The sequence below is a fragment of the Streptomyces sp. NPDC096105 genome (assembly GCF_044763335.1).
In the GTDB taxonomy this organism is placed as follows: domain Bacteria; phylum Actinomycetota; class Actinomycetes; order Streptomycetales; family Streptomycetaceae; genus Streptomyces.
Map to the genome: position 1 here is coordinate 169263 of NZ_JBIWGC010000005.1, position 11541 is coordinate 180803.

12 protein-coding genes are annotated in these 11541 nt (G+C 75.0%); 9 read left to right on the forward strand and 3 right to left on the reverse strand.

What is annotated here, in order from left to right; all coding sequences use genetic code 11:
• Positions 1 to 39 precede the first annotated feature (39 nt).
• A complete protein-coding gene (locus ACIQ8B_RS10805; RefSeq protein ID WP_403546475.1) occupies positions 40 to 1080 on the forward strand; it encodes a DUF2510 domain-containing protein in 1041 nt (346 codons plus the stop codon).
• A 3-nt stretch (positions 1081 to 1083) separates the two neighbouring features.
• On the opposite strand, the gene ACIQ8B_RS10810 is transcribed toward ACIQ8B_RS10805, so the two are convergent.
• A complete protein-coding gene (locus tag ACIQ8B_RS10810) occupies positions 1084 to 2286 on the reverse strand; it encodes an amino acid deaminase/aldolase (protein ID WP_403546476.1) in 1203 nt (400 codons plus the stop codon).
• 271 nt (positions 2287 to 2557) lie between these two features.
• Here ACIQ8B_RS10810 and ACIQ8B_RS10815 point away from each other — a divergent pair, with 271 nt between their 5' ends.
• Together ACIQ8B_RS10815 and mycP are read left to right on the forward strand one after the other, a co-directional pair.
• On the forward strand, positions 2558 to 4177 hold the full coding sequence (locus tag ACIQ8B_RS10815; protein WP_403546477.1) for a hypothetical protein: 1620 nt from the start codon (positions 2558 to 2560) through the stop codon (positions 4175 to 4177).
• Positions 4174 to 5340 (forward strand): type VII secretion-associated serine protease mycosin, encoded by a 1167-nt coding sequence (mycP, locus tag ACIQ8B_RS10820; RefSeq protein WP_403546478.1) that lies wholly within the window; start codon positions 4174 to 4176, stop codon positions 5338 to 5340. The genes ACIQ8B_RS10815 and mycP overlap by 4 nt, the downstream gene beginning before the upstream one ends.
• On the opposite strand, the gene ACIQ8B_RS10825 is transcribed toward mycP, so the two are convergent.
• A complete protein-coding gene (locus ACIQ8B_RS10825; RefSeq protein WP_403546479.1) occupies positions 5337 to 6023 on the reverse strand; it encodes a serine hydrolase in 687 nt (228 codons plus the stop codon). The genes mycP and ACIQ8B_RS10825 overlap by 4 nt on opposite strands.
• Positions 6024 to 6082: 59 nt before the next feature.
• On the opposite strand from ACIQ8B_RS10825, the gene ACIQ8B_RS10830 reads away from it, so the two are divergent.
• On the forward strand, positions 6083 to 6871 hold the full coding sequence (locus tag ACIQ8B_RS10830) for an SseB family protein (RefSeq protein ID WP_403546480.1): 789 nt from the start codon (positions 6083 to 6085) through the stop codon (positions 6869 to 6871).
• Between the two features lie 39 nt (positions 6872 to 6910).
• Here ACIQ8B_RS10830 and ACIQ8B_RS10835 read toward each other — a convergent pair whose 3' ends face one another.
• A complete protein-coding gene (locus tag ACIQ8B_RS10835) occupies positions 6911 to 7288 on the reverse strand; it encodes a DUF1844 domain-containing protein (protein WP_403546481.1) in 378 nt (125 codons plus the stop codon).
• Positions 7289 to 7662: 374 nt separating this feature from the next.
• Here ACIQ8B_RS10835 and infC point away from each other — a divergent pair, with 374 nt between their 5' ends.
• The 5 genes from infC (at position 7663) to ACIQ8B_RS10860 (ending at position 11356) form a co-directional block, all read left to right on the forward strand.
• Positions 7663 to 8307, forward strand: coding sequence for a translation initiation factor IF-3 (infC, locus tag ACIQ8B_RS10840; protein WP_106416495.1), 645 nt, complete (start codon positions 7663 to 7665; stop codon positions 8305 to 8307).
• A gap of 108 nt (positions 8308 to 8415) precedes the next feature.
• Positions 8416 to 8610, forward strand: coding sequence for a 50S ribosomal protein L35 (rpmI, locus tag ACIQ8B_RS10845; protein ID WP_003977225.1), 195 nt, complete (start codon positions 8416 to 8418; stop codon positions 8608 to 8610).
• A 98-nt stretch (positions 8611 to 8708) separates the two neighbouring features.
• The gene (gene rplT / locus ACIQ8B_RS10850) at positions 8709 to 9092 is read left to right on the forward strand and encodes a 50S ribosomal protein L20 (RefSeq protein WP_004933571.1); all 384 of its coding nucleotides are present in this window, start codon (positions 8709 to 8711) and stop codon (positions 9090 to 9092) included.
• Between the two features lie 166 nt (positions 9093 to 9258).
• Positions 9259 to 10119 carry an RNA methyltransferase gene (locus ACIQ8B_RS10855; RefSeq protein WP_290004438.1) on the forward strand — a complete coding sequence of 287 codons (861 nt, stop codon included), beginning with the start codon at positions 9259 to 9261 and terminating at the stop codon, positions 10117 to 10119.
• Positions 10120 to 10210: 91 nt separating this feature from the next.
• Positions 10211 to 11356, forward strand: a complete 1146-nt coding sequence (locus tag ACIQ8B_RS10860; protein WP_290004437.1) for an ATP-binding protein — start codon at positions 10211 to 10213, stop codon at positions 11354 to 11356.
• Positions 11357 to 11541: the final 185 nt, after the last annotated feature.

An 11541-nucleotide genomic window follows, 5' to 3' on the forward strand; every position in this document is an offset into this window, starting at 1 on the left:
CCGCCCCACGGTGACGGCGTCCGTCGTTACAGTGCCCGGATGAGTACGACGCCCCCACCCGGCTGGTACCGAGACCCGCACGCCCCCCACCTGGAGCGCTGGTGGGACGGCACGGCCTGGACCGACCACCGCCGCACACCGGCGGCTGCGCCGCCGCTCCCGCGGGGACAGGGGCCGGGGGCGATCGGCGGCGGGCCTGCCGGTCCGGGCGGCTTCGGCGTTCCCGGCGCACCGGGTTTCTACGCGGGGCCGGGGAGTCCCGGCGTCCCGGGCGGGCCCGGTGGTGGAGATGGTGGTACCGGCGGCTCCGGCGGGGCCAAGGCCGTCGCCCTGACCGTCGCCGGGGCCGCGCTGGTCGCCGCCGTCGTCGCCGGGGCGGTGGCGCTCACCCGCGACGGGGAGGATCCGCAGGCCCGTACCGGCCCCAGCCCGACCGCGCCCGCGCCCACCGCGGGACCGACGACGGAACCGTCACCCTCGCCGTCCGCCTCCGAGCCCGCTCCCCAGGACGAGGGCGTGGTCGTGGACGAGCTGAACGGCGTCACGTTCCCGCTCCTCGACGGCTGGGTCCGGCCGCGGCACGTGGTGGAGAAGGACGCCGTCATGACCACCGACGGCACCCACGGCTGCCCCGGCGAGGGCACCCTCTGCCGCGGCGGCCTCGTCGTCTCCCGCACGGTGACCGCCACCGACGAGTCCTCGCCGCGCGCCCTCGCCGAGGCGGACGTCCCCGAAGCCGCCGAGGAGGCCTTCGACGAGGACGCCCTCGGCCGCCGCCCCTACGGCGGCATGACGTCCCACCAGGTCGTGAAGGCGGGCCCGGTCGCGGTGGCGGGCCGCGCCGGGTACCTGGTGCGCTGGCGGGTGACCACCGCCGAGGGACCCGGCGGCTACGTCCAGTCCCTCGTCTTCCCGTCCGGCGTCGGCACCGAGTCCCCGGTCCTCGTCCGGTTCGTCTTCGAGGCGGGCCCGGAGGGACCGCCCCTGGCCGACATGGACCGCATCGCCGAGGGCATCCGCTCCGTCGCCGACCAGTCCTCCGGGGGCGGGGTCGGCAGCAGCATCGGTCCCACCGGCTGAGCCTTACAAGAACGTGCGCCCCTCGCCCCGGTACGTCGGCACGGTCGCCGTCACGGCATCGTCCTCCACCAGGTGCAGCGCGTCGAACCGCTCGCACAGCTCGCCCGCCTTGGCGTGCCGGAACCACACCTTGTCGCCGATCAGCAGGTCGTCGGCGACCGGCCCCAGCAGCGGCGTCTGCACCTCGCCGGCCCCTTCCTGCGGGTCGTGGCGCAGCCCCTCCGGGAGGTACGGCACCGGCAGCCGGTCCGCGCCGGGCGCGCCGGACGCCGGGTAGCCGCCGCCCAGCACCGTCACCACGCCGACCCCGGGCCGCCGTACCACCGGCAGGGCGAACAGCGCGGCCGGACGCCCCCTGAACGACGTGTAGTTGTCGAACAACCGCGGCACGTACAGCCCCGACCCGGCCGCGATCTCGGTCACCGCGTCCTCGGCCGCCGTGTGCTGCACGCTGCCCGTGCCGCCGCCGTTGACGAACTCCAGGTCCGGCACGACCTCCCGGACCGCCCGCACCACCGCGGCCCGCCGCTCGGCGAGTTCACGCCGCGCGGCGGCCTGCATCAGCCGCACCGCGCGGGACCGCAGCGGCCGCCCGGCCACCGCGTCCCCGACCCCGGCCACATGCCCCTCGTACGCCATGACGCCCACGACCTCGAACCCCGGCCGCCGGGCCACCGCGCGGGCCACCTCGGCGACCTGGGCGGGGGAGTGCAGCGGGGAACGGCGGGCGCCGATCCGCACGCGTCCGCCCAGCAGCTTGAGTGAGGTGTCCAACTCCAGGCACACCCGCACCACTTCGCCGCCACCGGCCCGCGCCGCGTCGATCAGGTCGAGCTGCGCCGGGTCGTCGATCATGACGGTGACGGCGGCGGCGAGTTCGGCGTCGGAGGCGAGTTCGGCGTACCCGGCGCGGTCGGCGGACGGATAGGCGAGGAGGACGTCGTCGAAACCGGAGCGGGCCAGCCACAGCGACTCGGCGAGCGTGAACGACATGATGCCCGCGAAACCCTCACGGGCCAGGACCCGTTCGAGCAGCGCCCGGCAGCGCACGGACTTGCTGGCGACCCGGATCGGCTTGCCCCCGGCACGGCGGACCAGATCGTCCGCGTTGGCGTCGAAGGCCTCCAGGTCCACGATCGCGACGGGGGCGTCGAACTGGGCGGTGGCCCGGTCGTAACGGGCCCGGTCGGCGGCGCGCGCAGTCATGACGGCAGCCTGCCAGACCGGATTACCGCAGGGTAGGGGGACGTTCCGGGCAGATGCCGCGGGCCTGCCGACTGGTTCCCGTACGAGCCGCGGCACGCCGTAGAGTGACGCGCACGCACGGCGGTACGGGGCCGGCCCGGTCGTTCGGGCGGATGACGCGCCGGCCGTGCGGGTATCTGTGCCCGGGACGCGTCCGCGCCGGGCCACCTGGCAGCGACACACCGGCCGCGGACGACGAGGACCGGCCCGGGCACGAGGGAACGGGGGGTGCATGAGCACGGAAGCGCGCCGCGCCTCCCTCCCCCCGCGCCCGTCCCACGCCCCCCGCACCGCGGGCGACCCGGGGCCCTTCGGCCCCCGCACCCCCCTGGACGACACGCCTTCGCCCCCGGAGCAGCCGGACCGGTCCGCCCCTGACGACACCGGCCACGTGGGCGCCCCGCGCCCCGCGCCGGACGGACGGGACCCGTCCGGCGCGGGGGACACGGGCGCCGGCCGGGACGAACGGGCGTACGGGTCGCCCGGCGCATGGGGCGACCGCGAAGCCGACGGCGCGGGCAGCGCCGGGACCCCGCGTCCCGCCACCGCCGCGTCCGGCGACCGCGAAGCCACCGGCACCGCCGGCACCGGGCCGACGTTCCGCCCCAACGGCGACGGTTCCACCGGCCGCCCGGTCACGCCCCCCGCCGCGTCCGGCGAGCGCGGACCCACCGGCCCGGGGAACGCCGAACCGCCGTACCTCCCGGCCGGCGACCGTGCCGATGACCGCACCGTCCCCCCCACCACCTCCGGCGGTGCATCCGAGCGCCCCCGTTTCCCCCGCGTCGGCGCCGACGCCCCCGGCCGCACCGCGCCCCCGCCGCCCCAGGCGTCCGCCCGCTTTCCCGACGCGCTGCCCGCCGTCGGGCGGGGCGTGCCCTCCGCCCGCCCCGCCCCCTCCGCGCCGCCGCGCCCCGCGCACCGCCCCCGTGCCGAGGGCGCGTCCGAGGCGACCACCCGGCTGCGCCCCGTCCCGGCGGAGCCGGACCCCGCGCTGTCCTGGAGTGCGCGCATGCCCCCGGGCGGGGTTCCCGGCGGCGGACGTCCCGCCGCCGTGTCCTTCGGGGAACCCGAGAGACACCCCCGCCCGTTCGCCCGCCGCACCCGCGGGCAGGCCGTGGCCGCAGCCGTCTGCCTCGTCCTCGGCACCGGGCTGATCGGCGGCGCCGTCACCGGCGCGTGGCTCGCCGACGGACCCGAGGGCCCGGGCACCCGGCACGCCTTCGCGGTCGCCGGGGACCTGTGGCACGAGGTCCCCGTGGACCAGCTGTTCCCGCTCACCGTCCAGGGCCGGGGCGCGGGTCCCGGCGAGGCCGACCGCGTCTGGACGCGGATCGCCGTCGCCCCCGACAGCGGCTGCAAGGGCGCCTTCGACGCCCCGCTCGCCCGCGTCCTCGCCCCCGTCGGCTGCGAGCGCCTGCTGCGCGCCACCTACACCGACGCCACGCAGAGCCATGTCACCACCGTCGGCCTGCTGTTCACCGAGGCCGACGACGCCGGCATGGAGGCCCTCGCCCGCCGCTTCGACCGTGAACGCCTGGACCGCCGCAGCGACCTGATGCCGCTGCCGTACGCGGCGAAGGACACCGCCGCCGAGGGCTTCGGCCCGGAGCAGCGGGCCTCCTGGGCGGTCTCCGTGCTGACGGACGCCCCCGTCGTGGTCTACGCCGTCACCGGCTGGGCCGACGGCCGTGCCGTCGACGAGCCGCAGCCCGCCGAGGACGCCATGCGGTCCGGCGCCACCACCGCCCCCGCGCAGGCGGGCCTCGGCCACGAGGCCCGCGGCCTCGCCGACCGCTTCGAACGCGCCCTGCGCAAGCGGGCCGGTGCCCCCACGGAGCGTCCGTCATGAGGAAGCGCCCCGCCGCCCTCGGCGGCCTGCTCGCCGCGGCCCTGGTGCTGGTCCCCACGACCACCGCGCGCGCCGACGGCATCCGCGACCGGCAGTGGTCCCTGGAGGCCCTGCACACCGAGGAGGCCTGGCGCACCACGCGCGGCGCGGGCGTCACCGTCGCCGTCCTGGACACCGGCGTCGAGGCCGATCACCCCGACCTCGACGGCAACGTCCTGGAGGGCAAGGACCTCGTCGGCTTCGGCGCGCGCGAGGGCGACGAGGCCTGGGCCCGCCACGGCACCGCCATGGCCGGCATCATCGCCGGTCACGGCCACGGCCCGGGCAACGGCGACGGCGTCCTCGGCGTCGCCCCGGAGGCGAAGATCCTCCCCGTCCGCGTCATCCTCGAGGACCGCGACCCGGCCCGCGCCAAGGCCCGCAGCACCCGCGGCAACGCCCTCGCCGAAGGCATCCGCTGGGCCGCCGACCACGGCGCCGACGTCATCAACCTCTCCCTCGGCGACGACTCCGCCTCCGCTCACCCGGAGCCGGGTGAGGACGAGGCGATCCAGTACGCCCTGCGCAAGGGCGTGGTCGTCGTCGCCTCCGCCGGCAACGGCGGCGAGAAGGGCGACCGGATCTCCTACCCGGCGGCCTACCCGGGCGTCATCGCCGCCACCGCCGTCGACCGCTACGGCACCCGCGCCCCCTTCTCCACCCGCCGCTGGTACGCGACGGTCAGCGCCCCCGGCGTCGACGTGATCATCGCCGACCCCGACCACAAGTACTACGAGGGCTGGGGCACCAGCGCCGCCGCCGCGTTCGTCTCCGGCGCCGTCGCCCTGGTGAGGTCCGCGCACCCGGACCTGACCCCCGCACAGATCAAGCGGCTCCTGGAGGACACCGCCCGCAACGCGCCCGCCGCCGGACGCGACGACTCGCGCGGCTCCGGCTTCGTCGACCCGGCCGCCGCGATCGAGGCCGCCGGCCGGCTGGAGCCGGAGGGCCTCGAGGCGGCGGCGTACGGCGACGAGTACTTCGGCCCGGGCCCGGACGCCGACGCCCCCGGCGACGACACCGCCGACTGGGCCGCGCCCCTCGCGGGCGGCGCCGGCGGGGTGCTTCTGGTGGCCGCGGTGGTCCTGTGGCGCGGCCGCCGCCCCGGGAGCCGGACCTTCTAACCGCGCCGCGCCAGTACGTCCACGGCGTCCCGCGCCGCCGCCTCCACCCGTGCCACGCCCTCCGCCAGTGTCGCGTGGCCGTCGGACAGCACCGCCACCGCGTACGCGCGCCCGCCGGCGGTCACCCACCCCGTGCTGTTCACCACCCACAGGCCGGTCGCGTCGCGCGGCAGCCAGCCGTTCTTCACGCCCCACCGCGTGTCCGGGTCGGCCAGCGCCGGCACGCCCCAGGCCTGCTCCGGCACGACCCGCTCCATCAGCTCCCGCACGTACGCCCGCGCGGGCCCGTCCGGCCCCGGGCCCGCCTCCCCGTCCGGCGCGAGGACCTGCCGCAGCAGCGCCACCCGGTCCGCGGCCGTCGTGCGGGTCAGTCCCCAGCGCGCGTCGGCCACCGTGCGGGCGAGGCCGAGCCGGGCGTTCGCCGCGTCCAGTCCGCCCGCCCGCCCGATGCCCTGCCACAGCGCCGTCGCCGCGTCGTTGTCGCTGCGCACGATCATCGCCTCCGCGTGCGCCCGCTCGGCGGCGGCCAGACCGCGTCCGGCGTCCCGCGCGGTCAGCAGCAGCGCGGTCAGGATGTCGACCTTCACCACGCTCGCGGTCACGAACTCCGCGTCGTCCGAGGCGTGCGTCTCCCCGTCCGCCAGGTCCAGCACCGCCGCCGACACCCTCGGCCCGTCCGTCACCACGCGCTCCCTCCGCCCGCGTCCGAGCGCCCCTTCCACGGCCGCTAAGGTCGGTGACCGTGGCGAACAAGAACATCCCCGACTCCCCCTTCCGCGACGACGACGGATCCGCCGACCCCCGGCTGAGCGCCGCGCTCGCCGCCTGGGCGGAGGACGGCAACGCCGTCCGGCCGGTCCTGGAGGCGCTCAAGGGCGCCCGGCTGCTCGTCCCCGTCGTCGCCGTGCTCGGGGAGGTCGAGGAGGTCGAGGAGGACGACGAAGAGGGGCGCGAAGCTCCTCGGAAGGGCGGTGGCGGGCGACGGGGGGGCGGACTGCGCCGCGAGAAGACCAGCGACATGGCCGTGCCGACGCTGAGGGCCGGCGGCCGCACCGCGCTGCCCGCCTTCACCTCCACCGACTCCCTCGCCCGCTGGGACCCGGCGGCCCGCCCCGTCGCCGTACCGCTGCACCAGGTGCTCCAGGCCGCCGCGCACGAGAAGGCGGACACGGTGGTCCTGGACCTGGCCGGACCCGTGCCGTTCGAACTGACCGGGCCCGCGCTGCTCGCCCTCGCCGAGGGCCGCACCAGCACCGATCCGCTGGAGGACCCCGCCGTCGTCGAGGCCGTGCGGACCGCCGTCGCCGCCGAGCCCTCCGTCGTCCGCGCCCACCTCGGGCCGGGACAGGCGGACGGCACCCTCGCCCTGGTCCTCGACCCGGCCGCGCCGGTCGCCGAGGCCGCCCGCACGGTGGCCCGGCGGCTCGCCGCCGACGAGACGCTGAGGGCCCGCCTGGTGCGCGGCCTCGACCTGGCGGTCCTGCCGGCCGAGGCGACGCCTCCCGGCGAGCCCCTGTACGTACGTGACTGAGGAAGGAGCGAGGCGTCCCGGCACCGGGGCGCCCGGCCGTCAGCCGTAGACCGCGCCCGTGTACTTCTCGCCCGGCCCCTTGCCCGGCTCGTCCGGCACCACGGAGGCCTCGCGGAAGGCGAGCTGCAGCGACTTCAGGCCGTCCCGCAGCGGCGCCGCGTGGAACGAGCTGATCTCGGTCGCCGAGGCGTCCAGCAGACCGGCGAGCGCGTGCACCAGCTTGCGGGCCTCGTCCAGGTCCTTGTACGTGTCGCTCTCCTCGGTCAGACCGAGCTTCACGGCGGCGGCGCTCATCAGGTTGACGGCGACCGTGACGATCACCTCGACCGCCGGGACCTCCGCGATGTCGCGGGCCATGGCGTCGAAGTCGGGGCTGCCGGGGGTCTCGGGGGTCTCCGAGGGGGAGGTCTCACTCATGCCCCACACGATAGGCGGTGGCGTGCCGCGCCCTCCGGTTAGCCCTTGTCAAGCGATCCTGGTAATCTGGTGGACGACCGGTCGGACCCGTATGCCTCACGGCACGCGAGCCCGGCCCACAAGTGGAGGCTTTCGAACTCCCACCTGGCCGCCCTCAGGGCGGCGGGTCACCGGTCAGGCAGGTCCCGTCCCCGAGTCGGCGACCGGCCCGAAAGCGCGCCCCGCGGTCTCTGCGGCGGTGCTCCGGTAGTTCGAGGAGCCCCGCCTGTGATCGTCCGGGGCATTTTTCGTGTCTCGGCGCGGTTAGGTCTAACGAACACAGACGTTACGCGGCTGTCCGCCAGACCGTCGCGTGGTGCTACCGAGGAGGATCCATCAGCGCCGAGCCCCGCATCAACGACCGGATTCGCGTTCCCGAGGTGCGACTTGTCGGTCCCAGCGGCGAGCAGGTCGGGATTGTCCCGCTTGCCAAGGCCCTGGAGCTTGCGCAGGAGTACGACCTCGACCTCGTGGAGGTCGCGGCGAACGCCCGTCCGCCCGTGTGCAAGCTCATGGACTACGGGAAGTTCAAGTACGAGTCGGCCATGAAGGCCCGTGAGGCGCGCAAGAACCAGGCGCACACGGTCATCAAGGAGATGAAGCTCCGGCCGAAGATCGACCCGCACGACTACGACACCAAGAAGGGTCACGTCGTCCGGTTCCTCAAGCAGGGCGACAAGGTCAAGATCACGATCATGTTCCGTGGTCGCGAGCAGTCCCGGCCGGAGCTCGGCTACCGGCTGCTGCAGCGGCTCGCGGAGGACGTCCAGGACCTCGGGTTCGTCGAGTCGAACCCGAAGCAGGACGGCCGCAACATGATCATGGTTCTCGGTCCGCACAAGAAGAAGACCGAGGCGATGGCCGAGGCACGCCAGGCGCAGGAAGCCCGCAAGGCGGAAGCGAAGGCCAATCCCGGCAAGTCGCAGAACGCCGCGGACGCAGACAGCGCCCAGGCGGCCGAGGAGCCGGCCGAGGCGTGACTCCCCGGGGCGCGAGCCCCAGGAAGCAACCCCACCAGTACGACGCTCCACCGTGCCCGGTTTCACGACCGGGCACAGGAGCGCCACCGACGAGGAGAGAACGGCGCTATGCCGAAGAACAAGTCGCACAGCGGTGCCAGCAAGCGCTTCAAGATCACCGGCTCCGGCAAGGTGCTCCGCGAGCGTGCCGGCAAGCGCCACCTGCTCGAGCACAAGTCGTCCCGTGTGACGCGTCGCCTCACCGGCAACGCCGAGATGGCCCCGGGCGACGCCGCGAAGATCAAGAAGCTTCTCGGCAAGTGACGCCCCGGCGCGTGAGCGCCGTACGTACGTCAGACCGGGACCCAATCGATTCCGGGCCGTGTGAGCACCACCACGGCCCCGCTACAAGGAGTTAACAAGTGGCACGCGTCAAGCGGGCAGTCAACGCCCACAAGAAGCGCCGGGCGATCCTCGAGCAGGCCTCCGGCTACCGCGGTCAGCGCTCGCGCCTGTACCGCAAGGCCAAGGAGCAGGTCACCCACTCGCTGGTCTACAACTACAACGACCGCAAGAAGCGCAAGGGCGACTTCCGTCAGCTGTGGATCCAGCGCATCAACGCCGCTGCCCGCGCCAACGGCATCACGTACAACCGCTTCATCCAGGGTCTGAAGGCCGCCAACGTCGAGGTCGACCGCAAGATCCTGGCCGAGCTGGCGGTCAACGACGCCACCGCCTTCGCCGCGCTCGTCGAGGTCGCGCAGAAGGCGCTGCCGGCGGACGTGAACGCGCCCAAGGCTGCGTGAGGTTCGTCGGCCCTGTGCCGACGTGAATCTTCCGGGACCCGCAGGCTTCGGCCTGCGGGTCCCGTGCTGTGTCGTTGTCCGTCGGCCGGGGCGGCGGCTGCGGGCCCGTCGTGGCTGGTCGCGCAGCTCCCCGCGCCCCTGGCCGTCTTTCCTGAAGGTGACTGAAATGGTGTCCGTCGGTCCTGAGCTGATCTCTCCCCGGTCCGCCCGCGTGAGCGCCGCCCGGCGGCTCGCCAAGCGGAACTTCCGCGGGAAGGAACGGCTGTTCCTCGCCGAGGGACCGCAGGCCGTCCGTGAGGCCGCCGCGCACCGCACCGGGGACACCGCCACGCTCGTCGAGCTGTTCGCCACCCCCGAGGCCGCCGAGCGCCACGCCGACATCGTGGGCGCCGCCCGGGACGCCGGGGCCCGGGTGCACCTCGCCTCCGAGCAGGTCGTCGCCGACATCTCCACCACCGTCACCCCGCAGGGCCTGGTCGGCGTCTGCCGCTTCCTGGACACCCCGTTCGAGCAGATCCTCGCCGCCCGTCCCCGCCTCGTCGCCGTTCTCGCCCATGTGCGCGACCCCGGCAACGCCGGCACCGTGCTGCGCTGCGCCGACGCCGCGGGAGCCGACGCCGTCGTCCTCACCGACGCCTCCGTCGACCTGTACAACCCCAAGGCCGTGCGCGCCTCCGTCGGCTCCCACTTCCACCTCCCCGTCGCCGTGAACGTGCCGGTCGACCGGGCCGTGACGGGGCTGCGCGAGGCGGGCGTACGGCTGCTCGCCGCCGACGGGGCCGGCGACCGCGACCTCGACGAGGAGCTCGACAAGGGCACCATGGGCGGTCCCACCGCCTGGATCTTCGGCAACGAGGCGTGGGGTCTGCCCGAGGAGACCCGCGCCCTCACCGACGCCGTCGTCCGCGTCCCCATCCACGGAAAGGCCGAGAGCCTGAACCTCGCCACCGCCGCCGCCGTATGTCTCTACGCGTCGGCACGTGCACAGCGCGCCGCCGGAGGGTCCCGCTCCGTCACCGAGAGCTAGTAGGCTGACCAGCTCGGGGACCTCCCCAAGCTCTCGGCCGGGGCCCGGGAACGGGGCGCCCCGAGGACGTTCCGAGAGGTGGGGTACGGGGATGAGCGTCGGCACGAGCAGCGCACCGGGAGCAGAACGGACGGCGCGCCCGCCCGCCCCCCGGCCCGGTGACCTCGCCGACCTCGGCATCGACCCCGACCAGCTCCCCGACGGACTCGTCGTCGCCGACGAGCACGGACGGGTGATCTGCTTCAACAGCGCCGCCGCACGCATCACGGCCGTCCCCGCCGAGCAGGCCCTCGGCCGGTCCCTGGAGACGGCACTGCCGTTAGAGGACCTGGAGGGCCGCCGCTGGTGGCAGCTCACCGACCCTTACGGCGGCCTCGCCATCCGGGTCGGCCAGCCCGAGCGCAACCTCCTGCTGCCCGGCGGCCGGGAGGTCCTCGTCTCCGCCCGCTACGTCCGCACCCGCCCTACCGGACCCGTCCGCCGCGTCGTCGTCACCCTGCGCGACACCGAGGCGCGGCGCCGCACCGAGCGCAGCCACGCCGAGCTGATCGCGACCGTCGCGCACGAACTGCGCTCCCCGCTCACCTCGGTCAAGGGCTTCACCGCCACCCTGCTCGCCAAGTGGGAACGCTTCACCGACGACCAGAAGCGGCTGATGCTGGAGACCGTCGACGCCGACGCCGACCGCGTCACCCGGCTCATCGCCGAACTGCTCGACATATCCCGCATCGACTCCGGACGCCTGGAGGTGCGCCGCCAGCCCGTCGACATCGGCGCGGCGGTGGGCCGGCACATCCAGGCGTACGTCGCCGCGGGCCAGCCGGCCGACCGGTTCCTGCTGCGGGTGCAGCACCCGCTGCCCGCGCTGTGGGCCGACCCCGACAAGATCGACCAGGTGCTGAGCAACCTGCTGGAAAATGCCGTGCGCCACGGCGAGGGAACCGTCACCATCGACATCACACCCTCGGCGTCCCCGCGCGACCGCGAGCTCGCCGAACCCGCAGCCACGTCGGTCACCGTCAGCGACGAGGGGCCCGGCATCCCGGAGGAGTCCATGAACCGCGTCTTCACCCGCTTCTGGCGGGGCAGCAAGCGCGGCGGCACGGGCCTCGGGCTGTACATCGTCAAGGGCATCGTCGAGGCCCACGGCGGCACCATCACGGTCGGACGCGCCCCCGGCGGCGGCGCCGAGTTCCGATTTACGTTGCCCGTGGCGGCCCCCGCGTATCTCACCTGAGACGCCTGCGGCCCCCACGGGCGCCATCGCGCACTCCCACCCCGTTAGACTCGGCCTTTGGCACCTTTGCGTCCCGAGGACGGAAAGCCGCGACGCCGAGCAGACGCGCGACGGACCATTCGTCCACGAGTCGATGACGGGGACCATCAGCCTGGGGGCACCTCCCAGCGGTAGCTGGGGGACAA